Origin of the sequence: Bacillus sp. S2(2024) (genome assembly GCF_050474045.1) — a bacterium.
Lineage (GTDB): Bacteria > Bacillota > Bacilli > Bacillales > Bacillaceae_G > Bacillus_A > Bacillus_A yunxiaonensis.
The window spans coordinates 27,220-42,181 of record NZ_JBFLUS010000003.1 but is presented as its reverse complement, the minus strand read 5'-3'; the positions used below and the strand labels follow the sequence as shown (position 1 = coordinate 42,181).

At 35.8% G+C, this 14,962-nt stretch carries 12 protein-coding genes, 1 pseudogene and 1 other annotated feature; of the genes and pseudogenes, 3 read left to right on the top strand and 10 right to left on the bottom strand.

The window, feature by feature from the left end; genetic code table 11:
* Nucleotides 1-211: 211 nt before the first annotated feature.
* Together proS and AB1284_RS00360 are read right to left on the bottom strand one after the other, a co-directional pair.
* Nucleotides 212-1,642 (bottom strand): proline--tRNA ligase, encoded by a 1,431-nt coding sequence (gene proS / locus AB1284_RS00365; protein WP_429752541.1) that lies wholly within the window; start codon nucleotides 1,640-1,642, stop codon nucleotides 212-214.
* 45 nt (nucleotides 1,643-1,687) lie between these two features.
* Nucleotides 1,688-1,891, bottom strand: a binding site (T-box leader).
* A gap of 104 nt (nucleotides 1,892-1,995) precedes the next feature.
* A complete protein-coding gene (locus AB1284_RS00360; RefSeq protein ID WP_429752543.1) occupies nucleotides 1,996-2,271 on the bottom strand; it encodes a YesK-like family protein in 276 nt (91 codons plus the stop codon).
* Nucleotides 2,272-2,411: 140 nt separating this feature from the next.
* Here AB1284_RS00360 and AB1284_RS00355 point away from each other — a divergent pair, with 140 nt between their 5' ends.
* Nucleotides 2,412-3,725 carry an alkaline phosphatase family protein gene (locus tag AB1284_RS00355; protein ID WP_429752545.1) on the top strand — a complete coding sequence of 438 codons (1,314 nt, stop codon included), beginning with the start codon at nucleotides 2,412-2,414 and terminating at the stop codon, nucleotides 3,723-3,725.
* Nucleotides 3,726-3,821: 96 nt separating this feature from the next.
* Nucleotides 3,822-5,108, top strand: coding sequence for an MFS transporter (locus tag AB1284_RS00350; RefSeq protein ID WP_429752547.1), 1,287 nt, complete (start codon nucleotides 3,822-3,824; stop codon nucleotides 5,106-5,108).
* A 42-nt stretch (nucleotides 5,109-5,150) separates the two neighbouring features.
* On the opposite strand, the gene AB1284_RS00345 is transcribed toward AB1284_RS00350, so the two are convergent.
* Both AB1284_RS00345 and AB1284_RS00340 read right to left on the bottom strand, forming a co-directional pair.
* Complete coding sequence (locus AB1284_RS00345; protein ID WP_429752548.1) at nucleotides 5,151-6,347, bottom strand: MFS transporter; 1,197 nt, start codon at nucleotides 6,345-6,347, stop codon at nucleotides 5,151-5,153.
* Nucleotides 6,348-6,413: 66 nt separating this feature from the next.
* A complete protein-coding gene (locus tag AB1284_RS00340) occupies nucleotides 6,414-6,998 on the bottom strand; it encodes a TetR family transcriptional regulator C-terminal domain-containing protein (RefSeq protein WP_429752550.1) in 585 nt (194 codons plus the stop codon).
* Between the two features lie 1,042 nt (nucleotides 6,999-8,040).
* On the opposite strand from AB1284_RS00340, the gene AB1284_RS00335 reads away from it, so the two are divergent.
* Complete coding sequence (locus AB1284_RS00335; RefSeq protein WP_429752552.1) at nucleotides 8,041-9,360, top strand: amino acid permease; 1,320 nt, start codon at nucleotides 8,041-8,043, stop codon at nucleotides 9,358-9,360.
* Between the two features lie 99 nt (nucleotides 9,361-9,459).
* On the opposite strand, the pseudogene AB1284_RS00330 reads toward AB1284_RS00335, so the two are convergent.
* The 6 genes and pseudogenes from AB1284_RS00330 to AB1284_RS00305 all read right to left on the bottom strand — a co-directional run.
* Nucleotides 9,460-9,585: pseudogene (locus AB1284_RS00330) on the bottom strand (IS6 family transposase); the annotation flags it as partial.
* Between the two features lie 461 nt (nucleotides 9,586-10,046).
* On the bottom strand, nucleotides 10,047-10,268 hold the full coding sequence (locus AB1284_RS00325; RefSeq protein WP_429752554.1) for a hypothetical protein: 222 nt from the start codon (nucleotides 10,266-10,268) through the stop codon (nucleotides 10,047-10,049).
* An 18-nt stretch (nucleotides 10,269-10,286) separates the two neighbouring features.
* Nucleotides 10,287-10,598 carry a thioredoxin family protein gene (locus tag AB1284_RS00320; RefSeq protein WP_429752556.1) on the bottom strand — a complete coding sequence of 104 codons (312 nt, stop codon included), beginning with the start codon at nucleotides 10,596-10,598 and terminating at the stop codon, nucleotides 10,287-10,289.
* 11 nt (nucleotides 10,599-10,609) lie between these two features.
* Nucleotides 10,610-10,981 carry a DUF1992 domain-containing protein gene (locus tag AB1284_RS00315; RefSeq protein ID WP_429752558.1) on the bottom strand — a complete coding sequence of 124 codons (372 nt, stop codon included), beginning with the start codon at nucleotides 10,979-10,981 and terminating at the stop codon, nucleotides 10,610-10,612.
* Between the two features lie 54 nt (nucleotides 10,982-11,035).
* Entirely contained in the window at nucleotides 11,036-12,847 is a 1,812-nt protein-coding gene (locus AB1284_RS00310; RefSeq protein WP_429752560.1) for a C39 family peptidase, read from the bottom strand.
* A gap of 314 nt (nucleotides 12,848-13,161) precedes the next feature.
* Nucleotides 13,162-14,706: an ABC-F family ATP-binding cassette domain-containing protein gene (locus tag AB1284_RS00305; RefSeq protein ID WP_429752562.1), complete on the bottom strand. Its 1,545-nt coding sequence runs from the start codon at nucleotides 14,704-14,706 to the stop codon at nucleotides 13,162-13,164.
* Nucleotides 14,707-14,962: the final 256 nt, after the last annotated feature.

Here is a 14,962-nt window from a genome sequence, read left to right as displayed (position 1 = left end):
ATGGCGAAGGCGGGGCCAATGCTGCAGGTGGGATAAAAGAGTTATCCTTCTCATTTATTATACAAACCTAATTTTCTAACAGCTCAAAATGTTGATTAACAAAGCCATGGTAGCAGCTATATACCTTATAAAAATTTAAAAAGAGTGAAATCCTTTTGTGCTTGGATTTCACTCTTTTTTCTTTTAAATTAAAATAAATCATTTGAACTACTTAATACGCTTTGCCCCAATACACCATATGCTTCGCATCTTTCTCACAGCATACACATTGTTTAGCTAATTCCTCTTGTTCAAATGGCATACAACGTGATGTAACGCCTGCTTCTTCTTTCAACTTTTCTTCACAAGCAAGACTTCCGCACCACATTGCTTTAATAAACCCTTGCTTTTCTGCTGCAACTCGTTTCATTTCTTCAAAAGTAGTAGCTGTATATGTTTTTTCTTCACGCAGTGCTTTTGCTTTTTCAAATAAAGACTGCTGAATATCATCAAGTAATGTTGTAATACGTTCTTCTAATTCGTTTATAGATACAAATTCTTTCTCTTTTGTATCACGACGCACAAGAACAACTTGATTTTTTTCAATATCTTTCGGTCCTACTTCTAAGCGAATTGGTACTCCCTTCATCTCATATTCATTAAACTTCCAGCCTGGTGTTTTGTTGCTTGCATCCATTTTCACACGCGCAACTTTTTGAATACGAGTCTGAAGCTCAGCTGCCTTTTCTAACACGCCTTCTTTATGCTGGGCAATTGGTACAATCATCACTTGTGTTGGCGCAATCTTTGGTGGTAATACAAGTCCGTTATTATCGCTGTGTACCATAATAAGACCGCCGATCATTCTCGTTGATACACCCCAAGATGTTTGATGTGCATACTGCCATTTCCCATTTCGATCTAAAAACTTAATATCGAATGCTTCTGTAAAGTTAGTACCAAAATTATGTGATGTACCTGTTTGCAGTGCCTTACCATCATGCATTAAACTTTCGATTGTATAAGTTGCTTTAGCTCCTGCAAACTTTTCCTTCTCTGTTTTCTGACCTTTTATAACTGGAATAGCTAAATACTCTTCACAAAACGACGCATATATATTTAAAATATTAAGCGTTTCTTGCTGTGATTCTTCCGCTGTTTCGTGAATTGTATGACCTTCTTGCCATAAAAATTCAGTTGTGCGTAAGAATGGACGCGTTGTTTTTTCCCAACGTACAACGGAACACCATTGGTTATACAACTTTGGTAAATCATTATACGACTGAACAATTTTCGAGAAGTGCTCACAGAATAACGTTTCTGATGTTGGACGAACACAAAGACGCTCTGCTAATTCTTCACTTCCTCCATGTGTAACCCACGCTACTTCTGGTGCAAAACCTTCCACATGATCTTTCTCTTTTTGAAGTAAACTTTCTGGAATAAACATTGGCATATACACATTTTCATGCCCTGTTTCTTTTAGCTTTTCATCCATTACTTTTTGAATGTTTTCCCAAAGGGCATATCCATGCGGACGTAAAATCATACATCCTTTTACACTTGAATAATCAATAAGCTCAGCTTTTTTTACGATATCGGTATACCACTGTGCGAAATCTTCTTCCATTTTTGTAATGGCTTGTACTTGTTCTTTTCCCATCTACTTTTCCTCCTTCAAAAAAATAAAAAAAGCCCGTGTCCCTATAATAGGGACCGAGCTTTTGTCGGCGTTACCACCCTGATTCATATACAACATGTATATGCTCTCTTGTTTGATAACGGGAATATCCCGCTGCATATGCAGAACTCAAAGGCAGGTTCCATATTGTCTTTTAAGAATCTCTCAGCCACTGGATTCTCTCTCTGCAAAAAGATTGAACATGTACTAATCCTTTATCATCGTCATAACGATATAAATTTGTTGATTATCATAATACACACTTTGTTGTAAAGCAATAGTTAATTTTCTGATTCTTATATATTCTTTTCATTTTGTTTTGTTTTATACTTGCATTATATATATCTATCTCGAAAAAATTTCACGATCTGATGAATTAACATCCCAATAATTGTTCCAATCAGAATAAAAAAACATAGGAAACCATATGCCATACCTTCCCATCCACCAATGAAAAACAATGTGAATAAAAAACAAACGAAACAAATTATAATCACAATAAGTCCAAAGGTAAAGTCAAACGAACGATTTGGAAAGCTTTTTCGTAACATGAATGAAATGAAAAAAACAACAACTGTCGTAACAATACTACTCATTAAAAAAATTCCCATTATCTTCCCTCCCATAAATACATTATATGTTAATTGATCAAAAAATTTTAAAAATACTTTCTTCTAAACGGGAGTATTTATAATCAAGTATTAATAGTAATATATAAAAATAGGTTTTAGAACTTTCGGAGGTATTTTCTATGAACAAGTCCCTACCAAAACATGTTATTGTTTTATCTTTTGATTGTTTATCGGCTTTAGATTTTCCTATATTACAAAACCTTCCTCACTTCCGTTCTTTACTAAAACGTGGTGCATACGCTGAAAAAGTTGAAAGTATTTATCCATCCGTTACATATCCAAGTCATGCAACGATTGTGACAGGAAATTATCCTGCAAAACATGGTGTTGTAAACAATACACTGCTGCAACCCGGTAAAGAATCACCCGACTGGCACTGGTACCGCCGTTCTATTAAAGGAACGACCCTTTATGATGAAGCGCGAAAAGCAAACTTAAAAACAGCTGCACTTCTATGGCCTGTCACAGGAAAAGCAAAAATTGATTACAACATGCCAGAAATTTTCCCAAATCGGCCATGGCAAAATCAAGTACTCGTCTCATTATTCAGCGGGAGTCCATTGTATCAACTAGAGTTAAATCAACGTTTTGGTCATATCCGGAATGGTTTGTCACAACCGGAGCTAGATGATTTTGTCCTCGCTTCTGCAGTACACACAATTCAAACGAAAAAACCAAATCTTATGTTTGTTCATTTTACTGATTTAGATACACAGCGCCATTACCATGGATTTTCTTCTGAGGAAACAGTAGCAGCGATTCATCGCCACGACAAACGTCTAGGTGCAATTGTTGAAGCGTTAAAAGAAAGCGGTATGTACGAAGAAACAGCCATCATTGCACTTGGGGATCATAGCGCATTAGATGAACATAAGGCCATTCAATTAAATGTCCTATTGCGTGAAAAAGGGTTCCTTACTGTGAATAAAAAAGGGGAAGTAACAAACTGGAAAGCTTATTGTCAAAGCTGTGACGGTTCAGCATATGTATACGTAAAAGATAAAAATGATACAGAAACAATTGGAAGTTTACACCGTTTACTGCAAGAAATTATGCAAGATAGGCAAAACGGCATAGAATTTCTATTAACCGATGAAGAAGCAAAAGATTGCGGAGCTGATGGGAATTGCCTCTTTATGCTTGAAGCTCGAGAAGGGTATTATTTTTTAGAAAATCATACTGGAAACCTTATAAGAGAGATTACAAGAGAAGATGTAACCTCTAATAAAAAATATACGTTTGGTACCCATGGCTATTCTCCATCAAAACCAAATTACGAAACTATTTTCGTGGCAGCCGGTAAAGGAATTCGTCAAGGCGCCATTATTCCGCACATGCGACTTATTGATGAAGGTCCTACAATTGCAAGATTGCTTGGGTTACATCTTGGTGAAACAGATGGAATTGTTATAGAAGAGTTATTAAAATTGTAAATTTATGTAAAAAATATATAAACATTTAGTTCGTTTCTCTTTTTTATAAACGCCTTTTTGTACAATAACATTAGATTAGTTGAGGGAGGAACATATATGAAAAAAATGTCCAGGCAGGAAAAAAGCTGGATATTATATGACTGGGCAAACTCAGTGTATTCACTCGTTATTACAACTGCTGTATTTCCAATCTACTTTAAAGCAGCCGCTAAGGAAATTGGACTTGCAGGTACAACATCAACTGCATATTGGGGGTATGCAAATTCCTTTGCGACACTTCTAGTGTCTATACTCGCTCCTATTCTTGGTACGATTGCTGATTATAAAGGATTTAAGAAACGTTTCTTCACATTCTTTTTCCTGTTAGGCATTATTTTTACAGGTATGTTGGCAGTAGTGCCAACTTCGCAGTGGATTCTCTTACTTTGCTGCTATATGCTCGCTTTAATTGGATTTGCAGGATCAAATATTTTTTACGATGCTTTTTTAATAGATGTGACGACAGAGGACCGAATGAACCGTGTTTCAACACGCGGCTTTGCCCTTGGCTATATCGGAAGTACAATTCCATTTATCGGCTGCATGGCTCTTATTATTCTTTCCCAAAAAAGTATCATCCCATTATCAGTCGGCGTGGCAAGCCAAATTTCATTCGCAATTACAGCGCTTTGGTGGGGACTCTTTACAATTCCTATGTTAAAAAATGTGGAACAACGCTATTATATCGAACGTGATCCAAATCCTGTTGTGACAAGCTTTAAACGCCTTGCTTATACATTTAAAAATATCCGTCAATACCGAACAGTTTTTTTCTTTCTCCTTGCCTATTTCTTCTACATTGATGGAGTCGACACAATCATTACAATGTCAACAGCATATGGAACAGACCTTGGGATTAGTGCAACAAATTTATTAATTATTTTATTTGCTACACAAATCGTCGCCTGCCCATTTGCATTATTATATGGTAAGTTGTCTGAAACATTTACCGGCAAGAAAATGCTATATGTTGGTATTATTATTTATATTATTATTTGCACGTACGCTTATTTCCTAAAAACAACGCTGGATTTCTGGATTTTAGCGATGCTCGTTGCTACTTCACAAGGCGGTATTCAAGCGTTAAGCCGCTCCTATTTTGCAAAGCTCATTCCGAAAGAATCTGCAAACGAATTCTTTGGATTTTATAACATATTTGGTAAATTCGCAGCCATTATGGGGCCGGTTCTCGTCGGTGTCACAACACAATTAACCGGTAAAACAAACGCTGGCGTGTTAAGTATTATCATATTATTTATTATCGGTGGATTTCTATTAACACGCGTACCAGAGAGCTCTTCTGCTTCTGTAACAGAACCTTCTCAAAAACCAGAGACATTATAATCAAACGCTCTCCCATATAAATGGGGAGAGCGTTTTTATCTTTTACCCTTCTTGTGTTTGTGTCATTTTCATTCGAAGTACCGGTAAAACAGCTGCTAAACCTAATACCGCCGCTATGCTAAATACGATTACGAGCGAAGTTGTCTCCTTCAATATTCCTCCTAGCGAAACACCGATTAACAGCGTGCTCATGAATAGCGGTAATACCGTTCCATTTACTCGACCAATCATGTTCTCATCTACAAGTTGAATCATAAACGTTCCGACTACGATATTGACACAAGCTAAACAAATTCCTGTTATAAAACGCATGCATACTGTAATCCAAAACGAAGTCGAAAATCCTTCTACAACAAATGAAACAGCTAAAATGATTATTCCAAAAACAAGCAAGTGCTTCTGCCTTACTTTTGCAGCAACCATAGCTGCCACGCCGCCCCCAATTAACATTCCAATGCCATCCGCTGCAGTTAAATATTGAACAGCTTCTTTCTCCATTCCTAACCGCTCCACAACGAGAAAGATTTCAAGCGGTTGTACTAAACCTGATGCCAAACCAATAATCGAAAAAGTAGCCGCCAACATTCGTAAAGGATTCGAACGTAGCACATACAACCAACCTTCTTTTATATCATTCCATAATGAAGATTGCCTCACCTCTTTATCTTTCATCCACCCTGGCAGAAATGAAAGACAAAGAGCTGATAAAGCAAAAATAATGATTAAGCTGTAGAGTGATGCAAATAAACCGAGCTGTGTATATACGAATGTTCCTACAACTGGACCAAAGATCAAGAACAATGCTTGTAAACTTTGAGATATAGCAATGGCTGCACTAACATGTTCCTCTTCAACATGATGTTTAAAAACGCGTGAAGTTGCTGGCTGTGAAAATTGGCTGACGACCGCTGATACAAATGTTGCAGCAAATAACGCTTGCCAATACCCAATATTTAACAAGAAAACAATCATAACGATAGATAGTGCACTTAATATATCCCCTGTAATCATTGTTCGCTTTGGATTCCATCGATCAGCCAAGGCACCTCCAACAAATGAAAAGATGAATATAGGAGCATATTCCATAACAGACAATATAGAAACAGCAACAGGATCATTATTTGTCTGCTCCATAACAAAAAACAAAAGCGCCATATTTCGGATCCAAATCGCAAATTGTTGTAAAATATCAGAAGCAATTACAAGCAGAAACACTCGATTTTTTAACAAAGCATTCATCAATATCTCCCCCTTTATTAAACCGACCGTTCAGTCTAATTTGTTTCAAAAGAAAAGCTGCTGACATTACGATCCAGCTGCCATTCCCTGTAATAAAACATCAATTGCCTTTTTATAAATCCGTTTCATTTCCCCTGCATTCATTTCATAATATAATGGTCCAAGCCCAGCTAACAGACCGTTCACAACGTACATGAGATCATTTACATCGTCTTGGCGAAATTCACCTGATGCCATTCCTTCTTCAACTAGCTTCTTGAAAATGCTATACGATTCACGAGTTAAGGCTATCATTTCATCCATTATATCTTTCCTTACAACTTGACTCGTTAGAAATTCTTCAATTGTGCTAGAAATTGGGTTTTGGACATCTTCCACATAATATTCAGCAAGGCCATATAGCTTTTCCGTACTTGTATGATACTGTTTTTCTTTTTCGGCCCACTTTTCCAGCCAATCATATGTATGCTGCTTCACTACAAATAAAAACAATTCTTCTTTACTTTTAAAGTGATAGTAAATACTGCCCTTACTCCGCTCAGTAACTTCACAAATATCTTCCATAGATGTTGCTGCATACCCTGTTTTTGAAAATAGTTCTTCTGCTTTATAAGCAATTTCTCTTTTAATTTCTTCAGCACTCTTTCTCATTATTGCACCTCACTAAACCGACCGTTCAGTCTAATTTTAATGAAATTACATCTTCCTTACAAGAGGCAATTTTCTTATTTAGGGTCATTATATAGAACTATCTTTCTACACTTAATTGCTACTTTTCAAGAACGCTGGTACTGGGCCTTATAGTATAAGATACAATTCTGTTAGAGATATATGCATTTTATTCTCTTTTTTACACCAGAACCTAAATAACTGTTCTTTTTCCATACTAATCACACACCTTTTGTAAAGTAATAATATCGGTATGTCCAAGATTTATACAAAAAGAAGTTCCTCTTTTCTGAAAAATGAATATAAATTCAATATTTATAATAAATATCCTAAATAGATTTTATATTTCTTTTATTTATTCCTTTACATATGCATGAATCATTTATTATAACAGTTTTCCCGTCTAAAATAAGATGTTTCGACAAAAGAAAGTAGAAGTATCTTTGTAATAGTCTTCCCATATAATCGATGTGTTAATCAAAGGAAAACTGTATTATTATTTTCTTTCTACTAACTAATACAGATTCAAATAATGGGCACAATTGCTATATGCCAGGTGTAATTTATTATCTATTCAAGATTCTGTTTATTCAATCTTTCTAAAAATAAAAAAATCTTATAACTCATAAATATGCAAGCTATAATGAGGGCGTCAGGAGATAATCTATTACCTGCAGAGAAAATATCAAACCAGGTTCTGGTGCAAAAATTCTAAGCTTCTAAAATTGGACATACTGATACGCTTCCTTTTGTAATCAGAAAAGGAGTTTTATTTAACATAAAACTGGAAGCGTTACCATCCGAATCTTATATTCTGATTTTTGGAACAAATGGAATTGCAGAAAATAAAAGCCGGAACATATTTTGAATTGGACATTCTAATAACTTAGATTCAACTGCAGTTAAAAACAATACATTATGGGGGCCTAGTTGTTAAATACAAAAGTTGTTTTGATGTGATTGAGCCAATATTCCTAAGCCTTAAAAAAAGACGTAAGAATAAGATACAAGGAGGAATCATTATATGAATGGGAATACTGCAAAAAAAATAGAATTTCAAGCTGAAAATACTGCAGTAAAAAATGAGAAATATCCAGACCCTAAAAAGTGGAATAAACAGGATACTACCTGGGCATTGAGTCTTTTTGGAACAGCAATTGGAGCAGGAGTACTCTTTTTACCAATTAATGCAGGTTCAGGTGGTTTATTATCATTACTGCTAATTACCATACTTGCATTTCCTGTTATGTATTACTCACATAGGGCGCTTGCTAAAATGATATACGCTTCCAATTCTGCTGATGAGGGGATTACAGGTACAATAAGAGAGTATTTCGGAAATAAGGCAGGTATAACTTTTAACATTGTATATTTCGTCTCAATTTATACGATCGTACTGATGTACTCGGTTGCACTTACAAATACTGCAAGTAGTTTTATCGTGAATCAATTGCACATGGCGGAGCCTCCAAGGGCCATTTTATCGCTTGTATTAGTACTCGGTCTTATAGCTATACTAAATTTTGGTCAAGATATCACTGTAAAGATAATGAGCATGCTAGTATATCCTTTCATAGCTTCTCTACTTTTTATCGCAATATCTTTAATTCCAAAATGGAATACGTCAATGCTTAGTTTTTCAAGTGTTTCTAATGCTTCAACAGGCACAGGATATTTTGGAACGATATTGATGATACTACCAATCATAGTATTCTCGTTCAATCATTCGCCTATGATTTCATCATTTGTTATGAAACAGAGAGCTACCTATGGAATAGAAGCTACTGATGCCAAATGTGCTCAAATACAAAAAGCTTGTTATATCATGACATTCGCTGTTGTTATGTTCTTTGTTTGGAGCAGCACATTGAGTTTAACTCCAGCTGATCTTATAAAGGCAAAAGAAGAGAACTTATCAATTCTATCATATCTTGCTAATGAGCTTAATTCGCCTGTAATCACTATTGCAGCTCCTCTTATTGCTTTTATGGCTATAACAAAGTCCTTCCTTGGCCATTATATAGGAGCATATGAGGTAATGCGTGACATGATTATCAAGGTCGGTAAAAAACGCGGAAAAAATATGGGAGAAAAAACAGTTAAGACAATGATCCTTACTTTTGTCGTATTAACATGCTGGTATGTTGCTTATGCAAATCCAAGTATTCTTGGAATCATTGATGCCCTAAGTGGTCCGTTAGTTGCTGCTATCTTATGTCTATTACCAATGTATGCGATCCATAAAGTACCAGTACTAGCTAAATACAAAGGGAAAGCGAGCAATGTATTTGTCATTATTATAGGTATACTTACTGTCCTAGCAAGTATTAAGTCATTATTCTAATTCACTATTGTTGGTTCTGGTGCAAAAATAGTGGGCAAAGATTCCTAGCGGAATTGAATTTTATGTTGTTCAACCAAAGAAATCATGGTTAAGATATATCTATTTTTGGACAAACTTCTCACATTGGGGAGTTTGTCCTTTTTTGATTATATGCATAACTTCTATTCCAGCAATCATTTTTTTAGCTGTTTGCAATGATTTTAATCCAAGCATATTAGGGTACCGCCCCATGTCCATCAAGCTAATATCTTGAAATATCCCCAAAACGAAAATTTTATATCACTACAACAGTTATTTATGAGAATTTAGTGCATTTTTTACATTCTGGGGAACAATCAATTTCTTAAGTTGATGAGTATGTAAGGTGACCCCTATTTAAGAAAACATCTTGTCAATCCAATTATGAATTGCATACAGTTTCCCTATTTTTAACGCCACCTTAAATAGAACAACACCTATCCCTATTAAAGCAAATGCAATTATTTTCCCTTTATTTTTTACTTTCGGTTTTTTTCCATTCTATATTCCCTCATGATATCCATTTATCCTTATTAATTGATACCAATTCCCTTATTAATCAAACGTTTGTTTAATACATTTCACAAGACTTTACCCCAACTAATCAAACGTTTGTTTAAATTTCAAAATAAGAAATGCGCCCTTTCAGACGCATTTCCATATTCACTTCAATCGCCACCACAACTTCCACCATCTCCACCAAAAGAACTATCGCAATCTCCTGAACTATCACTAGACCCTGCGAAAAATAACGGTGCACTATACACTGTACTATCTGTTGCATCGGATTTATATTGCTTCCGTACCCGTTTTCTTTCATTAGATGCAATTACTTTTACAATAATCCAAAACAATACAATAAAAAGCACAGTGCCTACTAATAATTCCATTCTAAAATCCCCCTTTTACTACTCAATTATTTGTAGAATACGATTTATATTCTCCAAAGAAATGAAACGAGATTCTCGTAATATCTCTTTTCCACTATGAAATAGTAAAACAGTTGGTGCAGTAAACACTAAATACTGTCCTGAAATTTCCCTCATATCCTCTAATGAAACAACAACTCTTTCCACATTCGAATGATGTTCGAGTAATTGTGTTATTTTTTCGAGCATAACGTCGCATACACCGCAATCTTCAGTTTTAATAAATAATAATAATAATGGTTGTTGTTCAATATATGTTGTTAGTTCTTCTATATTTGAGAATTGCTTCATACAAATCCCTCTTACATGAATTTTTGAAATATCTTTTTACGATATATACCAAATACTGCTGTTTCTTTTAACTTACGTATTTCCATAACTTGCTGAAAACGAAGCGATTTTGCTGTTAATTCCTCTTGCAGTCGTTCTCGTTCCATACCATCGTGACAGCAAGCAATTAAGTCCTCAATTTTTAACATATCTTTTTGTAACTGCATTTCTTCAGGAATCATGCCAGCATTTTTTAAGATTTTATAACTTATACGAAGCTCTTCCGGTATCATTGACAAATCTTCTAATTCAAGAGGCTTTCCTTTCCCTGGAAGATCTTCAAAATCACCTTTTTCCACTGCTTGACGAATGCGTTCTTCAGCAATAATTGAAAAGATATCCATACCATCACATCCTCGGATGTATTCAAGTTCTTTTCTATATTTTATGTTCAAAGATTAATTCATGCTTAAAGCTTTCTTCCCCATGTAATTATAACTATTGATAAAGCTTGATTTACTTACCTTCGCTCCCTTACCTCTTCGAAGAGGATCATTGAAGTATACATAGTTATCATCATATCCAGTTACTAACACTGCATGCATATCAAAATCAGCATTTATAACTTTACCAGATAAAGTTTTCCATGTTTTTGGTGCTACTGGATACGAAAAAGATGCTGTAATCCATGTTACAACCGGCTTTCCTTCTTCTAATAAACGCTCAATTCTAGAGAAGTCAGAACCAGTTAAATTAATACCGCTGCTTGTATAACGATCTAGTACAGTCTTTAATGGTGCTGGATCAATGGAATATCCTCTAGAAGCACCTGTTACATCACCAACAAAACCAACTGCAGGATCTCCCCATGTATAGATTTGACCATTCGGTCCTGTTTGAATTGGTGTTCGATCTACTGGCAATTGCATAGCAAGTGTCATTTTATTCACATTATAGCCGTGATACTGTAACATCATTGTCATAGAAACTACTTCACAGCCATTCTTCAATTCAGGATTTTGGAAGATTTGCGGTGCGTCTAAATATGCATAACCTGTTTTCATAACTCCATCTTCATACAAGTAATACCACTTGCCGCCATCCCATATCCAGCCGGTTGCCATTGCACCGGTGTTCTGTAAGTAATACCATTTCCCGCCATTCCATAACCAGCCGGTTTGCATAGCGCCATTACTCGCTAAATAAAACCAATTATCTCCGTACTTTAACCAACCAACTGCCATCGCTCCGCTATTATGTAGGTAATACCATGTATCTCCATCTTTTGCCCAACCTGTTGCCATTGCACCGCTGTTCTGCAAGTAATACCATGTACCTCCATCTTTTATCCAGCCGGTTGCCATTGCACCGCTGTTCTGCAAGTAATACCACGTACTTCCATCTTTTATCCAGCCCGTCGCCATTGTTCCGTCGTTCTGTAAGTAGTACCATGCATCTCCATCTTTTATCCAGCCGGTTGCCATTACTCCGTTGTTATTTAAGTAATACCGTGCACTTCCGTCTTTTATCCAGCCGGTTGCCATTGCTCCGTTGCTATTTAAGTAATACCATGTACTTCCATCTTTTATCCAGCCGGTTGTCATTGCTCCGTTGCTATTTAAGTAATACCATGTACTTCCGTCTTTTATCCAACCTGTTGCCATTGTCCCGTTGTTATTTAAGTAATACCGTGTATCTCCATCTTTTATCCAGCCGGTTGTCATTGCCCCATCATTTTTACTTAAGTAATACCACGTATTTTGATCCTTAATCCATCCTACTTGGCGTACTCCTGTTTCTGGATGAAAGTAGTATCGTTTGTTGTCAATATCCTTCCATCCTTTTGCCACCTCATTATTTGTATAATAATACCAATTATTATTTTCTTGAACCCACCCATTCTTAACTTGCTCCTGAGAGTTGGAACGCTCTACTTGTTTTTTTGAAGTTTCTTCAGTTGTTTCGTTTTTCACTTGGTTAGATGGGGTCGATGTAGCCTGCTGCTTTGATGATTTATCTTCTTCTGATACACCTTGCTCCTGTTGTACATCATTCTTTTTCTCAACAACTTTTTCATTTTGTGTCTTCTCTACTACTTCCCCAGTAGTATTTCCTTGTTTACTCGTATCGTTTGTTGTTATCGTGGAGCTTTCTTCTTGCTGTACAATAGGTGTTTGATCTACTTTCATTTCTTCTGCATGTGCGAAACTATTTATTGGAGATACTAATAAACTAGTAGCTACACATAGAGCTGCAATTTTTCGATTCATTTTTCTAAATTCTCCTCACTCTAATTTTTCATATCAACATATTAAAAGTATTAGCTATTAATATACTAATCAAAACTACTACTTTTCTCTAGACTTAATAGTAGCTCAAAAAACAGAAACATCCCCAGTCAATACCTGTTAATTAAAATAATGTTTGTCTATATCATACAACAAATATTGGAAAAGCGGTTAAAGCGTTTACAAAAAAATTTTATCCTGCATGAACGGGCAGCAAGACCCTCACCTCAAGATTCAGAGAGAAATAAAGAAAATCAGTGTGGGATAAAGACCCCCACACTGATGAAAACTTTACTTTATTTTATTCTTTCACACCATTCTTGCACTTTCCAAACTTGCGTCACCCATTCTTCATAAAAATCCGGTTCATGAGAAACAAGTAGCACCGTTCCTTCATATTGCATGAGAGCTTCCTTAAGTGCTTCCTTTGCTCGAACATCTAAATGGTTAGTCGGTTCATCTAAAACGAGTATATTACTTTCTGTTAACATCAATTCACATAAACGTACTTTCGTTTGTTCTCCACCACTTAATGAGCAAAGCTGCTGTCCAATATGTTCTTCTGTTAAACCACATCTTGCCAGAGCTTGCCGAATTTCTTTTTGCGTCATATCAGGCCTTATTGACCATACTTCCTCAAGCGGTGTTTGTTCTGAAGCAAACTCTTCTTGTGCAAAATAAGCTGGATTTACTCGCTCCCCTATTTTCACAATTCCGGTTAAAGGCTGCAAATGTCCCAGTAATGTTTTTAACATGGTTGTTTTTCCAATGCCGTTATAGCCAACAATCGCAATCTTTTCACCGCGCTTTACTTGTAAATCAATTGGTGGGAATAGAGGCTCTGTGTAACCAATTTGCATATCCTTTGCCTCTAAAATCCGGCTCACAGGATCACAGTGAACATGAAACATAAAACGCGGCTGCAATACAGAAATTGTTTTTCCGATCTTATTTATTTTTTCCAATACTTTTTCGCGGCTTTTTGCCTGTTTTGCTTTACGAATTTTATTCTTTTGAATAAAGTTCTTTAACCTTCCAATTTCTCTTTGCTGCCTATCATACGCCACTTGTAATTGCTGTTTATTTTGTTCATAGCTTGTTATAAATGTTTGATAATTACCTATATAACGTTTCATTCCTTTATGCTCTAAATGATAAATTACATTGGTAATTTCATTTAAAAACCTTTCATCATGCGAAACCACAATGTAAGCATGCTTATAATTTTTCAAATATCCTATAAGCCACTCAATGTGCACGTTATCAAGATAGTTTGTTGGTTCATCAAGCAATAAAACATGCGGCTCTTCTAATAATAATTTTCCTAATAATAGTTTTGTTCGTTGGCCGCCGCTTAGTTTTTCTACCTCACGATCCATACCAAGTGCTAAAATCCCTAATCCCGCAGCAACTTCCTCTATTTTCGCATCAATATGATAAAAATCCGAATGCTCTAGTATACTTTGTAACTCTCCGTATTGTACTAACAATTGCTCAAGGTTATCCCCTGCTGTCGCCATTTTATCCGCTACTTGCCGCATATTACGCTCGATATCATACAGGTGGACAAAAGCTGTTTGTAAATATTTCATAATAGTTGTTCCGGCTTGTAAATCAATATGCTGCTGTAAAAAACCGATATTTACATGAGGAAACCATTCAACCCTTCCTGCATCAGGAAGTAACTCTCCTGCTAATATACGCAGTAATGTAGATTTCCCTGCTCCGTTGCTTCCTACAAGGCCAACGCGCTCACCTCGAAGTAAGCGAAAACAAATGTTTTGAAAGATTATTTTATCCCCGTACATATGGGTAACATTTTCAACTGATAACATGCTCATTTTACTCTCTCCTTTTCGCTTTACATACAAAGCCAAACGAGAGAACAGCGTGATAAAAACAATATTCAATTAGCTGAACATAAAAATGGGTAAGGCGAACACACCTTACCCATTACAATTTATTATTGTAAAAAAGGAATAAGGTTCTTTATCTACTGTCTTCTGTTTGGCTTTTAATCAAAAATTGGGCAGACTTCTCCCCTATCAAGCCAAAACCATTTGAAGAACAGTTGATAAAGTCATCTTATCCTTTCAC

Excerpts from the sequence above, each read along its gene's own strand:
- proS (WP_429752541.1), bottom strand. The coding sequence starts at position 1,642 with ATGGGAAAAGAACAAGTACAAGCCATTACAAAAATGGAAGAAGATTTC.
- AB1284_RS00360 (WP_429752543.1), bottom strand. The coding sequence starts at position 2,271 with ATGGGAATTTTTTTAATGAGTAGTATTGTTACGACAGTTGTTGTTTTT.
- AB1284_RS00355 (WP_429752545.1), top strand. The coding sequence starts at position 2,412 with ATGAACAAGTCCCTACCAAAACATGTTATTGTTTTATCTTTTGATTGT.
- AB1284_RS00350 (WP_429752547.1), top strand. The coding sequence starts at position 3,822 with ATGAAAAAAATGTCCAGGCAGGAAAAAAGCTGGATATTATATGACTGG.
- AB1284_RS00345 (WP_429752548.1), bottom strand. The coding sequence starts at position 6,347 with ATGAATGCTTTGTTAAAAAATCGAGTGTTTCTGCTTGTAATTGCTTCT.
- AB1284_RS00340 (WP_429752550.1), bottom strand. The coding sequence starts at position 6,998 with ATGAGAAAGAGTGCTGAAGAAATTAAAAGAGAAATTGCTTATAAAGCA.
- AB1284_RS00335 (WP_429752552.1), top strand. The coding sequence starts at position 8,041 with ATGAATGGGAATACTGCAAAAAAAATAGAATTTCAAGCTGAAAATACT.
- AB1284_RS00325 (WP_429752554.1), bottom strand. The coding sequence starts at position 10,268 with ATGGAATTATTAGTAGGCACTGTGCTTTTTATTGTATTGTTTTGGATT.
- AB1284_RS00320 (WP_429752556.1), bottom strand. The coding sequence starts at position 10,598 with ATGAAGCAATTCTCAAATATAGAAGAACTAACAACATATATTGAACAA.
- AB1284_RS00315 (WP_429752558.1), bottom strand. The coding sequence starts at position 10,981 with ATGGATATCTTTTCAATTATTGCTGAAGAACGCATTCGTCAAGCAGTG.
- AB1284_RS00310 (WP_429752560.1), bottom strand. The coding sequence starts at position 12,847 with ATGAATCGAAAAATTGCAGCTCTATGTGTAGCTACTAGTTTATTAGTA.
- AB1284_RS00305 (WP_429752562.1), bottom strand. The coding sequence starts at position 14,706 with ATGAGCATGTTATCAGTTGAAAATGTTACCCATATGTACGGGGATAAA.